At 60.8% G+C, this 16,714-nt stretch carries 19 protein-coding genes; 4 read left to right on the top strand and 15 right to left on the bottom strand.

Annotation, left to right across the window (positions count from 1 at the left end):
• Positions 1 to 48: 48 nt before the first annotated feature.
• The 8 genes from murB to AC0T4W_RS07675 form a co-directional block, all read right to left on the bottom strand.
• On the bottom strand, positions 49 to 1,068 hold the full coding sequence (gene murB / locus AC0T4W_RS07710; RefSeq protein ID WP_476318225.1) for a UDP-N-acetylmuramate dehydrogenase: 1,020 nt from the start codon (positions 1,066 to 1,068) through the stop codon (positions 49 to 51).
• On the bottom strand, positions 1,065 to 1,529 hold the full coding sequence (locus AC0T4W_RS07705) for a low molecular weight protein-tyrosine-phosphatase (RefSeq protein ID WP_476318223.1): 465 nt from the start codon (positions 1,527 to 1,529) through the stop codon (positions 1,065 to 1,067). Before AC0T4W_RS07705 ends, murB begins: the two co-directional genes overlap by 4 nt.
• The gene (gene kdsB, locus AC0T4W_RS07700) at positions 1,529 to 2,293 is read right to left on the bottom strand and encodes a 3-deoxy-manno-octulosonate cytidylyltransferase (RefSeq protein WP_476318221.1); all 765 of its coding nucleotides are present in this window, start codon (positions 2,291 to 2,293) and stop codon (positions 1,529 to 1,531) included. Before kdsB ends, AC0T4W_RS07705 begins: the two co-directional genes overlap by 1 nt.
• Complete coding sequence (locus AC0T4W_RS07695; RefSeq protein WP_436069991.1) at positions 2,294 to 2,479, bottom strand: Trm112 family protein; 186 nt, start codon at positions 2,477 to 2,479, stop codon at positions 2,294 to 2,296.
• Between the two features lie 61 nt (positions 2,480 to 2,540).
• Entirely contained in the window at positions 2,541 to 3,542 is a 1,002-nt protein-coding gene (gene lpxK, locus AC0T4W_RS07690; RefSeq protein WP_476318219.1) for a tetraacyldisaccharide 4'-kinase, read from the bottom strand.
• Positions 3,543 to 3,555: 13 nt separating this feature from the next.
• A complete protein-coding gene (locus AC0T4W_RS07685; RefSeq protein ID WP_476318217.1) occupies positions 3,556 to 3,984 on the bottom strand; it encodes an ExbD/TolR family protein in 429 nt (142 codons plus the stop codon).
• Positions 3,981 to 4,613: a MotA/TolQ/ExbB proton channel family protein gene (locus AC0T4W_RS07680; RefSeq protein ID WP_476318215.1), complete on the bottom strand. Its 633-nt coding sequence runs from the start codon at positions 4,611 to 4,613 to the stop codon at positions 3,981 to 3,983. Before AC0T4W_RS07680 ends, AC0T4W_RS07685 begins: the two co-directional genes overlap by 4 nt.
• A 72-nt stretch (positions 4,614 to 4,685) precedes the next feature.
• A complete protein-coding gene (locus AC0T4W_RS07675; protein WP_476318213.1) occupies positions 4,686 to 6,908 on the bottom strand; it encodes a DNA internalization-related competence protein ComEC/Rec2 in 2,223 nt (740 codons plus the stop codon).
• A 135-nt stretch (positions 6,909 to 7,043) separates the two neighbouring features.
• On the opposite strand from AC0T4W_RS07675, the gene AC0T4W_RS07670 reads away from it, so the two are divergent.
• Positions 7,044 to 7,571 (top strand): DUF2062 domain-containing protein, encoded by a 528-nt coding sequence (locus AC0T4W_RS07670; protein WP_476318211.1) that lies wholly within the window; start codon positions 7,044 to 7,046, stop codon positions 7,569 to 7,571.
• 53 nt (positions 7,572 to 7,624) lie between these two features.
• Here AC0T4W_RS07670 and AC0T4W_RS07665 read toward each other — a convergent pair whose 3' ends face one another.
• The 3 genes from AC0T4W_RS07665 to AC0T4W_RS07655 are packed head-to-tail and all read right to left on the bottom strand — an operon-like array spanning position 7,625 to position 10,825.
• A complete protein-coding gene (locus AC0T4W_RS07665) occupies positions 7,625 to 8,869 on the bottom strand; it encodes a lipoprotein-releasing ABC transporter permease subunit (RefSeq protein WP_476318209.1) in 1,245 nt (414 codons plus the stop codon).
• Positions 8,869 to 9,552, bottom strand: a complete 684-nt coding sequence (lolD, locus tag AC0T4W_RS07660; RefSeq protein ID WP_170049072.1) for a lipoprotein-releasing ABC transporter ATP-binding protein LolD — start codon at positions 9,550 to 9,552, stop codon at positions 8,869 to 8,871. Before lolD ends, AC0T4W_RS07665 begins: the two co-directional genes overlap by 1 nt.
• Before the next feature lie 22 nt (positions 9,553 to 9,574).
• Positions 9,575 to 10,825 carry a lipoprotein-releasing ABC transporter permease subunit gene (locus tag AC0T4W_RS07655; protein WP_476318207.1) on the bottom strand — a complete coding sequence of 417 codons (1,251 nt, stop codon included), beginning with the start codon at positions 10,823 to 10,825 and terminating at the stop codon, positions 9,575 to 9,577.
• A gap of 95 nt (positions 10,826 to 10,920) precedes the next feature.
• Between AC0T4W_RS07655 and AC0T4W_RS07650 the strand changes: the two genes are divergently transcribed.
• The 3 genes from AC0T4W_RS07650 to AC0T4W_RS07640 are packed head-to-tail and all read left to right on the top strand — an operon-like array spanning position 10,921 to position 12,530.
• On the top strand, positions 10,921 to 11,502 hold the full coding sequence (locus AC0T4W_RS07650; RefSeq protein WP_476318205.1) for a PilZ domain-containing protein: 582 nt from the start codon (positions 10,921 to 10,923) through the stop codon (positions 11,500 to 11,502).
• Positions 11,503 to 11,514: 12 nt separating this feature from the next.
• Positions 11,515 to 11,817, top strand: a complete 303-nt coding sequence (locus AC0T4W_RS07645) for a phosphodiesterase (RefSeq protein WP_476318203.1) — start codon at positions 11,515 to 11,517, stop codon at positions 11,815 to 11,817.
• Positions 11,814 to 12,530 carry a glycerophosphodiester phosphodiesterase gene (locus tag AC0T4W_RS07640; protein ID WP_476318201.1) on the top strand — a complete coding sequence of 239 codons (717 nt, stop codon included), beginning with the start codon at positions 11,814 to 11,816 and terminating at the stop codon, positions 12,528 to 12,530. The genes AC0T4W_RS07645 and AC0T4W_RS07640 overlap by 4 nt, the downstream gene beginning before the upstream one ends.
• A gap of 179 nt (positions 12,531 to 12,709) precedes the next feature.
• On the opposite strand, the gene sthA is transcribed toward AC0T4W_RS07640, so the two are convergent.
• From sthA to nqrF, 4 genes are all read right to left on the bottom strand, one after another.
• The gene (gene sthA, locus AC0T4W_RS07635; protein ID WP_476318199.1) at positions 12,710 to 14,104 is read right to left on the bottom strand and encodes a Si-specific NAD(P)(+) transhydrogenase; all 1,395 of its coding nucleotides are present in this window, start codon (positions 14,102 to 14,104) and stop codon (positions 12,710 to 12,712) included.
• A gap of 122 nt (positions 14,105 to 14,226) precedes the next feature.
• Positions 14,227 to 14,454 (bottom strand): (Na+)-NQR maturation NqrM, encoded by a 228-nt coding sequence (nqrM, locus tag AC0T4W_RS07630; RefSeq protein WP_305589444.1) that lies wholly within the window; start codon positions 14,452 to 14,454, stop codon positions 14,227 to 14,229.
• The gene (locus AC0T4W_RS07625; protein WP_476318197.1) at positions 14,451 to 15,476 is read right to left on the bottom strand and encodes an FAD:protein FMN transferase; all 1,026 of its coding nucleotides are present in this window, start codon (positions 15,474 to 15,476) and stop codon (positions 14,451 to 14,453) included. The genes nqrM and AC0T4W_RS07625 overlap by 4 nt, the downstream gene beginning before the upstream one ends.
• Before the next feature lie 2 nt (positions 15,477 to 15,478).
• The gene (gene nqrF, locus AC0T4W_RS07620; protein WP_476318195.1) at positions 15,479 to 16,705 is read right to left on the bottom strand and encodes an NADH:ubiquinone reductase (Na(+)-transporting) subunit F; all 1,227 of its coding nucleotides are present in this window, start codon (positions 16,703 to 16,705) and stop codon (positions 15,479 to 15,481) included.
• Positions 16,706 to 16,714: the final 9 nt, after the last annotated feature.

The following is a 16,714-nucleotide window of genomic DNA, read 5'->3' as shown; positions in this document are numbered from 1 at the left end:
TTATTACCGCGCGATCAACACGCTGTTCGCGGCCTGCCGCCAAACGCTTTACAGCACGTTTGGCTCTATCTCCAACTCCACCGCAAAACGCTGGGCGATATCCGCCTGGATACGCTGTGCCAGTGCCATCAACTGCGCACCTGTAGCAGCGCCATAATTGACCAGTACCAACGCCTGCAGACGATGCACACCTGCATCACCCTCACGAAAGCCCTTCCAACCCGCCCGATCAATCAACCAGCCGGCGGCCAGTTTGAACTGCCCGTCCGCCTGGGCATAGGCCACAAGATCAGCATGGTCGGCGCGCAAACGCTGCGCCAGCTCAGTCGACACCAACGGATTTTTGAAGAAGCTACCGGCATTGCCCAACTCAGCCGGGTCCGGCAATTTTTCGCTGCGAATGGCGCAGATGGCCTGACTGACATCCAGCGCTGTAGGGGCACTGATACCCTGCTCCACCAGACGCTGGCGTACCGGACCGTAATCCAGATGCAACGCAGCCGCGCGGCTCAAGGCAAAGCGCACCCGCAGGATGACCCAGCGTCCGCTTTCGCGCTTGAACAGGCTATCGCGGTAGGCAAAGGCGCAGTCCTGCAGGGAAAACTCGCGCAGCTCGCCGCTGTGGCGATCCAAGGCGGTCAAACCGGCAAACAGGTCTTTCAGCTCGACCCCATATGCACCGATATTCTGCACCGGGGCCGCGCCCACGGTGCCGGGAATCAGGCTGAGGTTTTCCAGGCCGGCAAAGCCGCGGGCCAGCGTCCACTGCACAAACGGATGCCAGGGTTCCCCCGCTTCTGCCTCGATCACAACACGCTCGCCGTCATCGCTCAGTACGCGAATACCGCGACTGGCCACGCGCAACACCAGCGCATCGACGTCGCTGGTAAGCAGCAGATTGCTGCCGCCACCGAGCAACAACAGCGGCAGCTGTTGTGTTTGCGCATAGCTCAGCGCATCGCGTACCTGCTGATCATTTTCGGCTTCAGCAAAATGGCTGGCCTGGGCCTCGACGGCAAAGCTGTTATAGGGTTTTAGCGATACCTGAGTGCGGACCGGCAACGTCATAGCCGCCCCCGCAGTTCGACCAGCAAGGCATCACAAGCTTGCTCGATCAAATCCAGCACTTGGGCAAATCCGGCCTCACCACCGTAATAGGGGTCCGGCACTTCATCCAGTTCCAGCTGGTAACGGCGCAGAAACAGGTCCAGCTCGGCCGCGTCATTGCCCGGCCGCAGCAACTGCAGGTCATGCAGGTTGCTGTTATCCATCGCCAGAATCAGGTCAAAGGCGTGAAAATCCGCCGCCTTGACCTGCCGGCCGCGCAGTGCGGACAGGTCATAACCGCGCGGCTGCGCGGCCTGGCGTGTGCGGATGTCCGCCGCCTTACCCACATGCCAATCACCAGTGCCGGCCGAATCGACCTCAACGCGCCCTTCCAGCCCCGCTTCGCGCAGCTTGTGACGCAACACGCCTTCAGCAGTGGGCGAGCGGCAGATATTGCCCAGGCAGACGAACAGAACGCGCATCAGGCCCCCAGCAGGCGACGAACCCGCTCAAGGTCTTCCTGGGTGTCGACCCCGGCAGGCGGAGCCTCCAGGGCATCGGCGACATGGATACGCACGCCATGCCAGAGCGCACGCAGCTGCTCCAGGCACTCGGTGTCTTCCAGCCAGCACGGGCCCCAGGCGACGAAGTCATGCAGAAACTGCGCACGGTAGGCGTAGATGCCGATGTGACGGCGGTACGGCACGCCTGCGGGCAACTCGTCACGACGCTTGGCAAAAGCATCCCGCGCCCAGGCCAGCGGCGCGCGGCTAAAGGTCAGGGCCAGGCCGGTCTTGTCGCTGACCACCTTGACCACATTGGGGTTGAACAGCGCCTGCACATCCTCAATCGGCTCAGCCAAGGTGGCAATCGCCGCCTGTGGATTGGCCGCCAGGTTAGCCGCCACCTGATCGATGATCGCCGGTGGAATCAGCGGCTCGTCGCCCTGCACATTGACCACGATAGCGTCAGCCGCCAAACCCAGCGCCGTAGCCACCTCAGCCAGACGGTCGGTGCCGGAATTGTGGTCTACGCGGGTCAGTACCACCTGCGCACCAAAGCTGCGGCAGGCCTCAACGATGCGTGCATCGTCGGTGGCCACCACCACCTGTTGGGCGCTGCTTTTGCAGGCCTGCTCCCAGACATGCTGAATCATCGGTTTGCCGGCAATATCCTGCAGCGGCTTGCCCGGCAGGCGGCTGGAGGCGAAACGCGCCGGAATCACAACGGTAAAGGCAGTGCTCATTTACTTGTCCAGACGCTCGTCGACGGTGAGGGTGCGAGCTTCGCTTTCCAGCATCACCGGAATGCCATCACGTACCGGAAAAGCCAGCGCGTCGGCCTTGCAGATCAGCTCGCTCTTGTCAGCGGCGAGCTTCAGCGGGCCTTTGCACAAGGGGCAGGCGAGAATGTCGAGTAGTTTCGGGTCCATGGAAGATCCTTGATAGGAAGCAGCTGCTGGGGCGGACAAAGCCGCCGAATGATCAGAACAGTCAGGCGCGCGGTACAAGACGCTGCAATTGCTGATCAAACCAGGCGACAAACGCGGCCGAAGGCTCGGCATCCACCGCCAGGTACCACCAATCGTCAGCCGCAAAGGCACGGCACTTGACCGCATCCTTTTCCGTCATCAGCACCGGCAGTGCCGGGCTGAAATTCAGCAGCTCGGCACTGTACGGCGCGTGGTCGGCAAAGGCATGCGCGACAGGCCGCCAGTGTAGCCCTTCGAGGGTGTTGAAGAAACGCTGCGGGTTGCCAATACCGGCCACCGCATGCAAGGCCTGACCGACCGGGAAGTGACTGAGCGGATGCTGCTCGCCACTGCGCAGATTAATCAGCGTGCGCGGCTGCAGAGTAAAACCGTAACCACCCTGCGGATCGCTAGCCGCGCCGTTATACAGCAGCGCATCGACGCTCTGCAGACGCTCGACCGGCTCACGCAGCGGGCCAGCCGGCAGGCAATGGCGGTTGCCCAGGCCGCGTGCTGCGTCGATCAGCACCAATTCCAGATCCCGAGCCAGGCGGTAGTGCTGCAGGCCGTCGTCACTGAGGATCAAGTCCAGCGGCTCGGCCGCCAGCAAAGCTTCCACCGCGCGACCTCGATCAGGGTCAATCATCAGCGGCACACCACTGCGCTGCACAATCAGCAGCGGTTCGTCACCGGCCACGCTGGCGGCTTGATCAGCCTGCACGCGCCAGGGAAAGTGCGGTGGCTGTGCGCCGTAGCCGCGACTGACCACACCCACGTGCAGCCCTTGGCGGCGGCAATACTCGATCAGCCAGAGAATCATCGGGGTCTTGCCGGTGCCGCCGACGGTGATATTACCCACCACAATAACCGGCACGGGAGCACGGTAGATCTCGCCCTCACCCGCCAGAAAACGCGCGCGTTTGCGCTGCACCACGGTGCGGTACAGCCACTCCAGCGGACGCAGCAGGCCCAGCGCCGGGTGACCGGCGTACCAGGCAGCGGTGAGTCGTGCGGACAAGCTCATCAGCGGGCAACCCTCAAGGCGCGGCCTGCGCCTCGATGGTGGTCATACGCAAGTGGGCAAAACCCAGTTTGCCGGCCGCATCCATGGCGGTGATCACCGCCTGATGCTGCGCCTTGGCATCGGCGCTGATGATCAGCGGCAAGCTGTTATCGCCTTCCGATTCCTTCTGCAGCGCCGCCATCAGACTTTGCAGATCGCTTTTCAGCAACTGCTTGGCATTTAGCGAGTAGCTGCCATCGGCGGCGATCAGGATTTCCAGCTGCTTCAGCTCAGTCTGTTCCGGCGGCGTTCCGCTAGCGGCTTCCGGCAGATCGACCTTGAGCTGGGTCTCACGGGTAAAGGTGGTGGTGACCACAAAGAACAGCAGCAGGATAAATACCACGTCGATCAACGAGGCCAGGTTGATCTCGACGTTCTCCCGCGGTTTGCGCCGGAATTTCACGCCTTGTCCTCGCCCATGTCGACATCACGGTCGCCCTGTACCACTTCCACCAGGCGAATCGCTTCCTGCTCCATGCCGACCACCAACTCATCGATCCGCCGTTGCAGGTAACGGTGGAAGAACAGTGCCGGAATGGCCACCATCAGACCCGCCGCCGTAGTGATCAGCGCCTTGGAAATACCGCCGGCGAGCAAGGACGCATTGGCCATATCCGAACCCATAAAGGAGCTGAAGATTTCGATCATGCCCAGCACAGTGCCGAGCAAACCCAGCAACGGCGCGATACCGGCGATGGTGCCCAGGGCATTAAGGTAGCGCTCCAGATCGTGAATCACCCGGGCGGCAGCTTCCTGAATACACTCTTTCATGATCTCGCGACCATGCTTGGAGTTGGCCAGGCCAGCGGCGAGGATCTGCCCCAACGGCGAGTTGCCACGCAGCTCCTTGAGCTTCTGGTTATTGAGTTTTTTATCCTTGATCCACTTCCACACCTGACCGAGCAGGTTGGGTGGCGTGATGCGGCTCGGCCGCAGCGTCCACAGGCGTTCGGCAATGATGCCGGCCGCAGCGATAGAGCACAGAATGATTGGCAGCATCATCCAGCCGCCAGCTTTAACCAGTTCCCACACGGTGGCAGATCCCCTTCACAAAAGTGGCGCTACTCTAGCATAGGGTCGCGGCCTCGCCGACCGCCGCCGTTCTCATTTTTCCCGCCAAAAACGTGTTCGAGAGCGCAAACCCTGCGCTTGCTCGAATGCGCCCAAACGAATACGTACTGCGCCGTGCTGAGCCGTGTCATAGGGCTGCGCCGGCACTGCGCGATAACGCGCCATGACCTCGGCATGCGGATGATCAAAGCTGTTGTGCGCGCCACGGGAGATCAGCACAGCGGCCGGCTTAACCTGTGCCAGCAACGCCGCAGATGAGGAGCTGCGGCTGCCGTGGTGCGGCGCCAGCAGCCACTGCGCCGGCATTTCAAGACCGCTACTGAGCAAGGCCCGCTCAGCCTGGCTGTCGATATCACCCGTCAACCACAACCGCTCGCCATTGGCCTCAATACGCAACACACAAGACGCCTGGTTCCCATCGGTGGCACCCGTCCAGCGCCAGGTGCTGAATTCAACACCATCCCACTGCCAATGCTCACGGCCGCAGCCTTGGGCCGCAAGCGAGCGCGCCAGCTTAGCGGGTTCGCCACTGAGTACCCGCCTGACCGGCAGGCCACGTGCAATCGCCACAGCACCGCCGGCATGATCGTTATCGGCATGGCTGATCAGCAGCAGGTCAAGCCCGCGCACATCGAGCGCGCGTAAAGAAGGCAGCACGATCCTCTCGCCCGTATCGAACTCACCAAAACGCGGCCCGGCGTCATACAGCAGATCATGCCCCTGGGTGCGCACCAGCACTGCCAGGCCCTGGCCGACATCCAGCATCCACACCTCGGCCCGTCCATATTCAGGACGCTGCTGCGGGCTGAACAGCAAGGGCAGCAGCAGTAATGCGCCCAGGCTGCGCATCGGCAAGGCGGCCGGCAATAGCAACACCAGCGCACCAAGCGCCACCAGCAGCCAGGCCCAGAATGGCAAGGCGCTGGGCAACCAGGCCGGTAACCACAGGGCCAATTGCGTAAGCAGAGAGAACAGCAGGTCCAACACCCAGCCTGCCACCCAAAGCAGCGCAGCGCCCACCCCAGACAAGGGCAGCAGTAGCGTACCGAGCAATGCCAGTGGCACCACCAATAGCCCAACCACCGGCACCGCCACCAGGTTAGCCAAGGGACCACTGGCGCTCACCGGCAAACCGAGGGCCAGCAGCAATGGCAGCAAGCCAATGGCCATGGCCCATTGCGCACGCAGCAAGGTGCCCCACCAGGGCCAAGCACCCAGGCGCCCGCTGAAGATTAGGATCAACAACATCACCGCGCCAAAGGACAACCAGAAGCCCGGTTGCAAACTGGCCAGCGGCTCGCCCAGCAACACCCCAAGTAATGCCACTAACAAGGGCCGCCACGCCCCCAGATGACGAAAACGCCAGCGCCAGAGCAGCACCAACCCCACCATCACACAAGCGCGCTGCACCGGCACCTCGAAGCCGGCCAGCAGCCCGTAAGCCAACGCGCTGGCAAAGGCCAACCCACAGGCACAGGGCAGCCAGGGCCAGCTGCGCGGCCAGAACCCCAGACGCGCCAAGCCGGCAATCAGACCATATAAGAGCGTCGCCAGCAGACCAATATGCTGGCCGGAGATCACCATCAGATGCACCGTGCCGGTGTTCTGCAGCACCTGCCAATCTGCCTTCGACAATCCAGAACCATCGCCCAGCACCAAAGCCGTCAACGCCCCTTCGCGACCATGCGCGGGCGTTGCCAATAACTGCTGGCGCAAACCGTCACGCCAAGCACCTGCTCCACTGGCAGGCGCGATCAGTTCGCCACTTTTTACTGTACCCGTGGCCCCGATACGCTGCGCTAGCAGCCAGGCTTCATAATCAAATGCTTGCGGGTTGACCAGACCGTGGGGACGCTTGAGCCGCACCGCCAGCCGCCAAGTTTCGCCGGCGCGCAATGCAGGCCCGCCATACCAAGCCAGGCGCAGGCGCGCGGGCAATTTAGCGCGGCGTGAAACCGCCTGCTCCAACTGAAAACGCACCACACCCTCACCCACCTCTGGCAGGCCGACCACCTGCCCTTGCAGCCACAAGGTGCGCGCGTCCAATTGCCGTGCCAGACGATCATCCAGCGCCCACTGCGCCGAGACACACGCCCAGCTGAAACCGAATAGAAACAAGGCGATGGGATAACTGCGAAACGGCAATAGCATCAAACCGGCGACCGGCAGAAGAGCCAACAGCCATCGCGGCGGCAAAGCCGGAAGAAAGCGCAGCACCAGTAGCCCAACCACCAGCGCGAAAATCCCTGTGCGCATAGACTCGCTCCGTGAGTCGAATTCAGCATTTAACCTATTGATCAGCTTTTGCTTATTTGCTGTCACAAAGTGTGAAAGCAGGCCGTCATTAAACTGTGCATAATATCGGCGCTTTTTCCTCGTCCGAGAGCCTTCATGCCGCGTCGTTTATTCAAGCGCTACATGCCCAACCCAGAACGCATCAAGGCTAGCAAATCCTTGCGTTTTCTCGGGGCCTTGATTCACGACCCCAACCTCTGGCATCTCAACCGCCATTCCGTTTCACGCGCCATGGCCATCGGCCTTTTCTGGGCGATGATCCCCATGCCCATGCAAATGTTAGCCGCTGCGGCCGTTGCCGTACCGGCGCGGGCCAATATGCCGATCTCGGTGGGCCTGGTCTGGCTGACCAACCCGGTAACCATGCCAGCGGTGTTCTATTGCAACTATAAGCTCGGCGCCTGGCTGACCAACACACCGGCGATGCAGATGCCTGAACACATGAGCCTGGGCTGGATCGGTCATATGCTGCAGACCCACTGGCAACCCCTTTATCTCGGCTCCCTGGTGCTGGGCATTGTGCTCGCCGTGATCGGCTACTTCGCCACCAACGCCTACTGGCATTGGTGGGTCAGGCGCAGCTGGCGCAAGCGCCAAGAAAAACGCCGCCTGCGCGATCAGTAGAAAACAAAAAAACCGTTACTCAGTAACGGCTTTTTTGTTTCTGGCAGATTAGCCTACTCGTAACGTAGTGCATCGGCCGGCTGAATCTGCGCAGCCCGCCAGGACGGGTAGACGGTGGCCAAAAAGCTCAGGCTGAACGCCGCGCCACAGATCAGCAGCACATCAGACAGCAGCAACTCAGACGGCAAGTTGCTGATGAAATACACGTCCGAACTCATCACCTGCTGACCGCTCAAGCGCTCGACCCAGCCCACCAGTTGGCTGACATTCAGCGCCGCGAGAATACCCAGCACCGCGCCGATCACCGTACCGATCACCCCAATCACAGTGCCCTGCACCATAAAGATGCCCATAATCTGCCCCGGCGTTGCGCCCAGGGTACGCAAGATGGCGATATCCGCCCCCTTGTCCGCCACCACCATGATTAGCGTGGCGATGATATTGAACGCCGCCACGGCAACAATCAGCAGCAACAACAGACCGATCATGGTCTTTTCCATTTTCATCGCGCTGAACAGGCTGCCCTGGGTCAGGGTCCAGTCCGCAGAGCTGTAACCTGCACCCAGCTCGCCGACAATCTGCGCGGCCACTTGCGGCGCCTGATACAGGTCTTTCAGCTTCAGGCGCACGCTCTGCACCTGGCCCGGTTGCATGCGCTGGATATGCGCCGCATCGGCGACATGGATCAGCGCCAGCGAGCTGTCCAGCTCGGCTCCGACCTTGAACACCCCGACCACATTCAGGCGCTGCATACGCGGGCTGATACCACCCGGCACGCTGCTCAACTCCGGCACGATCAGCGCCAGCTTGTCGCCCACCCTCAGCTGGAAACGCCGCGCGGTGATCTCACCCAGTACTACGCCGAACTCACCCTCGCGCAAATCGCTCAGGCGGCCTTGTTGCATATGCTGGTCGATGATCGAAACCTGCGATTCCAGCGCTGGATCGATGCCGTGCAATTGCACCGGCTGCATCGCGCCGCGCACCGAGAGCATGCCTTCCAGCTCGGCAAACGGCACCGCTGCGACCACCTGTGGATTGTTCTTCGCGGCAGCAGCGACCTGCTGCCAGTCATCCAGTGGCTGCGCCGCGGCGATGCTGGCGTGCGGCACCATACCGAGAATGCGCGTGCTCATTTCCTTCTGGAACCCGTTCATCACCGACAGCACCACGATCATGGCCAGAACGCCCAAGGCCAGGCCGATCATCGAGGTCATCGAGATAAAGGAAATAAAGTGGTTGCGCCGCTTGGCCCCGGTATAACGGATACCGATAAAGATACTCAGCGGACGAAACATCAGGCAGCCACCAGCTTGCCGTCTTCCAGACGCAGGATGCGGTCCATCTGCTGGGCCAGCGCCATGTCGTGGGTCACCACCAGAAAGGCGGTCTGCGACGAGCTGCTCAGCTCCTTCATCAGGTCCTGAATGCCTTGCGCGGTGTGGTGATCGAGGTTACCGGTAGGCTCATCAAGCAGCACCAGCCCCGGTTGATTGACCAGCGCACGGGCAATCGCCACACGCTGGCGCTCGCCACCGGACAACTCCGACGGCTTGTGCGCCAGGCGATGGCCCAGACCAACCCGCTCCAGGAGCGCCGTAGCACGCTGACGCGCTTCGCTGATCGGCGTACGACCAATCAACAGCGGCATGCACACGTTCTCCAGTGCGGTGAATTCTGGCAGCAGGTGATGGAATTGATAAACAAAGCCTAGGGCACGGTTACGCAGCAGGCCGCGCTGCTTTTCATTCAGCGCCGACAACTCTTCGCCAGCCAGCCAGACGCTGCCGGTGCTCGGCGTATCCAGACCGCCCAGCATATTCAGCAAGGTGCTCTTGCCCGAACCGGAACTGCCGACAATCGCCACGCGCTCGCCGGGGTGCAGCTCCAACTGCAGGTCCTGCAGCACCACCACCGATTGCGGGCCCTCGTCGTAGCTTTTACCGAGGTTGCGACAACTCAACACTGCACGATCTTGCATAACCGAATCACTCATAACCTGATCACTCATAACGTAGCGCCTCCGCAGGCTGGGTACGCGCCGCGCGCCAGGCCGGATACAGGGTGGCGAAGAAACTGAGAATCAACGCCGCGCCGCAGACCAGCAGCACGTCCGCCAGCATCAACTGCGATGGCAGGTAGTCGATGAAATACACATCGGCATTGAGGAACTTGATCCCCAGCAACCCTTCCAGCGCGGCAATCGCGCTGCTTATATTCAATGCCGCAAGGCAGCCCAAGACTGCACCGATGGCCGTGCCGAACACACCGATCACCGTGCCCTGGACCATAAAGATCGCCATGATCTGCCGTGGCGTGGCGCCGAGGGTGCGCAGAATGGCGATATCGCCCTTCTTGTCGGTGACCACCATGACCAGGGTGGAGATGATATTGAATGCGGCGACCGCGACGATCAGCAACAGCAGCAGGCCAATCATCGCCTTCTCCATGCGGATCGCTTGATACAGGTTGCCGTGGGTGCGGGTCCAGTCGCGGGCATGATAATCGCCCTTGCCCAAGGTCTGCGCCAGCGCCCAGGCGGTGCGTGGGGCCTCGAACAGGTCAGCGAATTTCAGGCGAATGCCCTGTACCTGGTCGGCCTGCCAGCGCTGCAAACGCGCGATGTTCTGCACATGGGTCAGGGCCAGGTGACCGTCTATCTCGCCGGCGCCAACATGGAAAATGCCCACCACGGTAAAGCGCTTTAGACGCGGAAACATCCCCGCCGGTGTCACCGTGATTTCCGGGGCGACAAAGGTGACCTTGTCACCCAGACCAACGCCGAGCTTAACGGCGGCCTTGTCGCCCAGCACCATGCCGAACTCGCCGGGCTTTAACGCCTCCAGACGGCCCTGCTGAAAGAAATTGCCAATGATCGAGACCTTGGCTTCTTCCTGCGGATCAACCGCGTTGATCAGCACTTTCTGCACCTTGCCATCGTTGGTCAGCAGGCCCTGCATCTGGCTGAACGGCGCAACCGCCAGCACCTGCGGATTACGCTGCGCCTGTTCGGCCAGGCTACGCCAGTCCTTGATCGGCGTGGCACTTTCCACGGTGGCGTGCGGCACCATGCCGAGCACGCGGGTGCGCATTTCATGGTCGAAGCCGTTCATCACCGACAGCACCAGAATCATCACCAGCACACCGAGTGCTAGCCCGATCATCGAAGTCAGGGAAATAAAAGATACGAAGTGGTTGCGACGCTTGGCCCGCGTGTAGCGCGTGCCGATAAATACGAACAGAGGTCTGAACATGTCGGGGGCTGATTCGAGGGAAAAAGAAACGTCTTGGTGGCGGGGCTCAGCGAGCAGCCTTACACTCTGACCACTACTGCTGCCACGGGTTCGCCATGCCGACTCAAGATGAAGATGATCGCCGCGAATACTATCGTATCGACGATACGATCGCACTGGAATTCACCCTGCTCTCGGGCGCAGAAGCCCTGGCCAGTGATGAACTTCACGACACCTCGCCATTGTTCAACCTGCTCAGCGATCTGCACCTGATGGATTTCGAGTCGCAGCATCTGCTGCGGCATATCACCGAGCGCGACCGCACCCTGGCCAATTACCTCAAGGTCATGAACAAGCGCATCGACCTGCTCGGCCAGGCCGTGGCACAAAGCCTGCTGCGCGAGATCGGCACGCCGCGCAAGGTCAGCCTGTCCGAGGGCGGCGTCAGCTTCAATAACGCTCAGCCCGTGGCTGCCGGTGCGCACCTGGCGGTGAAGATGGTGCTGATGCCGCAGGCCCTGGGCCTGCTGCTGCGAGCCAAGGTGGTGCATTGCCAACCACTGCCGTCGCAACAGTTTGAGATTGGCACGGAATTCGAAGCGATGAGCGATGCCCAGCGCCAGCTGCTTGCCCGGCATATCCTGCAACGCCAGGCTCTGGAACGTCGCCACGCCCGCGAGCAACCCCTACAATCCTGATAGCGAGCCACCATGTCCCGCCTGCTTCTGCCTCTCGCCCTGCTCATGCCGCTCGGTACTTATGCCGACACCCTGCAAATCCCTATCGGCCAACAAGGCGCCGGTGAACTGCGCTTGCCGCAGTTGGGCGAATCACAGCGCGCCGTGCTGGAGCGTTTTGGCCTGGCTGATGAGGAGCATCCCAGCGTTGGCAACCCACCGATCACCCGCTGGGATTACCGCGAATTCAGCGTCTACTTCGAGCATAAGCACGTGGTCAACAGCGTGCGCCATCATCAGCCCGGCGCCGCCCTGCCGGACAAGGAGCAACAGTGACAGTCATCTATGGACATCGCGGCGCCAAAGGCGAGGTGCCGGAAAACACCCTGGCCAGCTTCCAGCAATGTCTCAAACATGGCGTGCGTCGCTGCGAGCTGGATCTGCACCTGTCGCGCGATGGTGAGCTGATGGTGATTCACGACCCGACCCTCAAGCGCACCACCGGCCATCGTGGCAAGGTAGTCGAGCATAACGCTGCCGAACTGGTACGCTACGACGCCCGCAAAGGCGGCCCTGGTGCCGTCACGCCCTGCCCGATCCCGCGCTTGGAAGAGCTGTTCCAGCACTGCGATTTCGAGCACTGGCAACTGGAAGTCAAAAGCGCCTCGAAGGTGCGCTCGGCGCGGATGGTCAACGCGATTGCCGAACTGGCGGAACGCTACAACCTGACAGATAAAGTCACCGTAACCTCCAGTTCACGCGAGGTGCTCAGCGCCCTGCAGCGCCTGACGCCGCATTTGCAGCGCGGCCTGGTTGCCGAGTACGCCTGGCTCGACCCGCTGAAAGTAGCCAAGCACTACGGCTGCCACCTACTGGCGCTGAACTGGACGCTGTGCACCCCAGAGCGCCTGCTCAAGGCGCAGAAAGCCGGCCTGCATGTCTCGGTGTGGACGGTTAATGAGCCGGCGCTGATGCGCCGCCTGGCGGATTTCGGCGTAGACAGCATCATCACCGACTTTCCCGGCCTTGCCGTGGCAACCCTGGAATAACATCGAAATCGGCGTGGCATTTCCCGGATTACATCCGGGCTACAAAAACGAGAAAACCGGCCGCCAGGGCCGGTTTTTCGTTAAGCCTGATCAGAAACTTTCGCGATTAGGCCAATGCCAGTCGCAGGAGTCGCTGAACGGGTTCTCCCCGACCGGCTCAGGCCACCGGCCGGAGCCGCTCAAAAAAGCCGGTTGAGGCCATCGAACGCCGCCACCCGGTAGGCTTCGGCCATGGTCGGGTAGTTGAAGGTGGTGTTAACAAAGTACTTGATGCTGTTGGCCTCGCCCTTCTGGTTCATGATCGCCTGGCCGATGTGCACGATCTCCGAGGCCTGGTAGCCGAAGCAGTGCACGCCAAGCACTTCCAGGGTCTCGCGGTGGAAGAGGATCTTCAACATGCCCACCGGCTCGTGGGAAATCTGCGCCCGCGCCATGCCTTTGAAGAACGCCTTGCCGACTTCATAAGGGATCTTGGCCTGGGTCAGTTCGCGCTCGTTCTTACCAATCGAGCTGATTTCCGGAATAGTGTAGATACCGGTCGGCACATCATCGACAAAGCGCCAGCTGCCATTGTCGACGATACTGCCAGCAGCCGAACGGCCCTGGTCGGCTGCTGCACTGGCCAGACTCGGCCAACCGATCACATCACCAGCGGCGTAAACGTTCGACACCTCAGTGCGGTAACTCTGGTCGACTTCGATCTGCCCACGGCCATTGACCTTGACGCCGATATTTTCCAGCCCCAGCTGATCGGTGTTGCCGGTACGGCCGTTGCACCAGAGAAAAGCGTCGGCCTTGATCTTCTTACCAGACTTAAGGTGCAGGATTACCCCGTTCTCAATCCCCTCAACACTTTCGTACTCTTCGTTATGACGAATCAGTACGTTGTTATTGCGCAGGTGGTAGCTCAGCGCATCGGAGATTTCCGCATCGAGGAAGCTCAGCAGTTGGTCACGGTTATCGATCAGGTCGACCAGCACGCCCAAGCCACTGAAGATCGAGGCGTACTCGGAGCCGATTACTCCGGCACCGTAGATAATGATGCGGCGCGGGGTATGACCGAGGCTGAGGATGGTGTCGCTGTCGTAGATACGTGGGTGCTGGAAGTCCACGTCCACCGGGCGGTAGGGCCGCGAACCGGTAGCGATGACGATCTGCTTGGCCACCAGTTTTTCCACCACGCCATTGGCGCAGACCACTTCGATGGTGTGCTCATCGGCAAAGCTGCCGGTGCCGAAAAACACATCGATACGGTTGCGGGCGTAGTAGCCGGTGCGCGAACTCACCTGCTTGGCGATTACTCGCTCGGCGCTTTTCAGCACATCAGGGAAGGAGAACCAGCGCGGCTCGCCGATCTGGCGGAACATCGGGTTGGTGTTGAACTGCATGATCTGCCGCACCGAATGGCGCAGCGCCTTGGACGGGATGGTGCCCAGGTGGGTGCAGTTGCCGCCGACTTCGCGGCGGCTGTCGACCACGGCCACCTTGCGCCCAGCCTTGGCCGCGTTCATTGCCGCGCCTTCACCCGCAGGGCCGGAGCCCAGCACCACCACGTCGTAGTTGTAGACCGCCATGTTTACTCCTTCAGATCACGCCGGAGCACTTATACCGTGCTCTCGACAGGGCCAGCACTGCGCACGCAGGCTGACAATCAATTCGTAGTTGCAAGCCTAGCCTCTAGCTGGCCGCAGAACGATTAGCGTTTGGTCGCGTCGTAGGCCAGGGCTGCGGTTTTGCCCTGCGGGTCACTGTTGATTTCCTCGCACTTCTCGCGGCTACCGCCACAGATCGAGCACTCCTTCTCGATGCCAAGATTGGCGATACCGCCGCACGAACCGGCGATGGGCTTGCGGCCCATCATCACGCCTACAGCCATCATGCCCACTACCAGCAGCATGGTCAGAAAAACCACTAAAAACGTCATTGCTCGTCTCCTGCAGCGAATAGCTGCTCGAAAGCCTGAGTTGTCTGTGTGACGAAGGCGTCACCTTCACGGGTCACGAAAAACGCTGCAATACCCAGGCGCTCAGCAAATGCTAGACCACGCTCAGTGCCCATCACCATTAGCACTGTAGACAAGCCATCGGCGCGTAAGGTCGATTTATCCACCACGGTTACCGCTGCCAGCGTGTGGGTGATCGGTGCACCGCTCAACGGGTCGAGTGTGTGCGAGTAACGCCGCCCTTCTTCCTCGAAGTAATTACGGTAATCACCCGAGGTGGAAATGCCATAACCATCCACATCCAGCACCCGCTGGGCGACACGCTGGCCGTCTTGCGGGGCTTCCAGACCGATGCGCCAAGGCTGGCCATCCGGTTTTTTGCCTGCGGCTTTAAGTTCACCGGTGGCCTCAACCATATAACTGGTCACACCCAGCTCAGTGAAGCGCTGCACGATCTTGTCCACCGCATAGCCGGCGGCAATGCTGTTGAAGTCGACCTGGACATCAACCTCCTTGCACAACTGCTGACCTTTACTGCGCAGGTATTGCATGCCTACCCGCGCACGCGCGACGCTCAGCTGCTCAGCAGTCGGCACCTTTTCGGCGCGCGCTTTGGGGCCAAAACCCCACAGGTTGAGCAGCGGCTCCAAGGTCAGGTCGAACGCACCCGCACTTTGCTCATGCAGCACGCGCCCAGCCTCGACCAACTCCAGCACCCCAGCAGGCATGGCCTGACAGGTACCCGCTGGGGCCTGGTTGAATTGCTCGATAGCGGAGTCATCGCGATAGGTCGACATCTGTTGGTCAACCTCAGCCAGGATTGCATCGGTCTCGCGCTTGAGTAACTCAAGGCTCGGCGAATCCTTGCTGCGCACATATTTGACGGTGTAGGTGCTGCCCATGGTCGGGCCGGAGAACTCTTCTACACGCTCTGAAAACCAACAGCCCGTTAGGGCTGTCAGCAAGCTGACAGCGATAACGGGCCGCAGTAGCACATGCCTCATGCTTAACCGCCGAAGTCGTCGAGCAGGATATTCTCCTCCTCCACACCCAGGTCGATCAGCATCTTGATCACCGCGGCGTTCATCATGGGCGGGCCGCACATGTAGAACTCGCACTCTTCCGGAGCCTTGTGGTCCTTCAGGTAGTTCTCGTACAGCACGTTGTGAATAAAGCCCTTGAGACCGGTCCAGTTGTCTTCCGGCAGCGGATCGGACAAGGCCAGATGCCACTTGAAGTTGGGGTTCTCGGCCTGCAGCTGATCGTATTCCTCAACGTAGAAGGCTTCACGCATGGAGCGCGCGCCATACCAGAAGCTGATCTTGCGGGTCGACTTCAAGCGCTTGAGCTGGTCGAAGATGTGCGAACGCATTGGCGCCATACCGGCACCGCCACCGATAAAGATCATCTCGGCGTCGGTGTCCTTGGCGAAGAACTCACCGAACGGGCCGTATACATCGATCTTGTCGCCCGGCTTGAGGCTAAACACGTAGGAGCTCATCTTGCCCGGTGGCAGATCGTCTTTGCCCGGTGGCGGCGAAGCAATACGGATATTGAACTTCACCAGGCCCACTTCTTCCGGGTAGTTGGCCATGGAGTAGGCACGAATCACGGTCTCTTCGACCTTGGACACGTACTTCCACTGGTTAAACTTGTCCCAGTCGCCGCGGTACTCTTCCTGAATATCGAAGTCCTTGTAGTGCACTTCGTGCGGCGGACATTCCAGCTGCACATAGCCACCGGCACGGAAATCGACGTTCTCGCCTTCCGGCAATTTCAGCGTCAATTCCTTGATGAAGGTGGCCACGTTGGGGTTGGACTCAACGGTGCATTCCCACTTCTTCACGCCGAAGACTTCTTCCGGCACTTCGATCTTCATGTCCTGCTTGACCGGAGTCTGGCAAGACAGGCGCCAGCCAGCCTTGGCTTCGCGACGGGTGAAGGCAGCTTCTTCAGTCGGCAGCATTTCGCCACCGCCATGTTCGACCACGCACTTGCACTGGGCGCAGGTACCGCCGCCGCCACAAGCCGAAGACAGGAAGATATTGTTAGCCGCCAGGGTCTGCAGCAACTTGCCGCCCGCTGGCACCACAATGGTTTTTTCGCCGTTGATCTCGATGCTTACGTCACCGCTGGAAACCAGCTTGGCACGCGCCGCGATAATGATCAGCACCAACGCCAGCACAATGCCGGTGAACATGCCGATGGCGATAAAAATCTCGAAATTGATCATCTATTCATC

This window comes from Pseudomonas sp. C7.1, assembly GCF_056312395.1.
Note: the sequence above shows the minus strand (reverse complement) of the source record. Positions and strands in the feature narration are given on the sequence as shown.

Bases quoted from the DNA above. Each gene is read 5' to 3' on its own strand.
- AC0T4W_RS07675 (WP_476318213.1), bottom strand. From the start codon at position 6,908: ATGCGCACAGGGATTTTCGCGCTGGTGGTTGGGCTACTGGTGCTGCGC.
- AC0T4W_RS07625 (WP_476318197.1), bottom strand. From the start codon at position 15,476: ATGAGGCATGTGCTACTGCGGCCCGTTATCGCTGTCAGCTTGCTGACA.
- sthA (WP_476318199.1), bottom strand. From the start codon at position 14,104: ATGGCGGTCTACAACTACGACGTGGTGGTGCTGGGCTCCGGCCCTGCG.
- AC0T4W_RS07650 (WP_476318205.1), top strand. From the start codon at position 10,921: ATGCCGACTCAAGATGAAGATGATCGCCGCGAATACTATCGTATCGAC.
- murB (WP_476318225.1), bottom strand. From the start codon at position 1,068: ATGACGTTGCCGGTCCGCACTCAGGTATCGCTAAAACCCTATAACAGC.
- lpxK (WP_476318219.1), bottom strand. From the start codon at position 3,542: ATGAGCTTGTCCGCACGACTCACCGCTGCCTGGTACGCCGGTCACCCG.
- AC0T4W_RS07670 (WP_476318211.1), top strand. From the start codon at position 7,044: ATGCCGCGTCGTTTATTCAAGCGCTACATGCCCAACCCAGAACGCATC.
- AC0T4W_RS07655 (WP_476318207.1), bottom strand. From the start codon at position 10,825: ATGTTCAGACCTCTGTTCGTATTTATCGGCACGCGCTACACGCGGGCC.
- AC0T4W_RS07665 (WP_476318209.1), bottom strand. From the start codon at position 8,869: ATGTTTCGTCCGCTGAGTATCTTTATCGGTATCCGTTATACCGGGGCC.
- nqrF (WP_476318195.1), bottom strand. From the start codon at position 16,705: ATGATCAATTTCGAGATTTTTATCGCCATCGGCATGTTCACCGGCATT.
- AC0T4W_RS07695 (WP_436069991.1), bottom strand. From the start codon at position 2,479: ATGGACCCGAAACTACTCGACATTCTCGCCTGCCCCTTGTGCAAAGGC.
- kdsB (WP_476318221.1), bottom strand. From the start codon at position 2,293: ATGAGCACTGCCTTTACCGTTGTGATTCCGGCGCGTTTCGCCTCCAGC.
- AC0T4W_RS07705 (WP_476318223.1), bottom strand. From the start codon at position 1,529: ATGCGCGTTCTGTTCGTCTGCCTGGGCAATATCTGCCGCTCGCCCACT.
- lolD (WP_170049072.1), bottom strand. From the start codon at position 9,552: ATGCAAGATCGTGCAGTGTTGAGTTGTCGCAACCTCGGTAAAAGCTAC.
- nqrM (WP_305589444.1), bottom strand. From the start codon at position 14,454: ATGACGTTTTTAGTGGTTTTTCTGACCATGCTGCTGGTAGTGGGCATG.
- AC0T4W_RS07645 (WP_476318203.1), top strand. From the start codon at position 11,515: ATGTCCCGCCTGCTTCTGCCTCTCGCCCTGCTCATGCCGCTCGGTACT.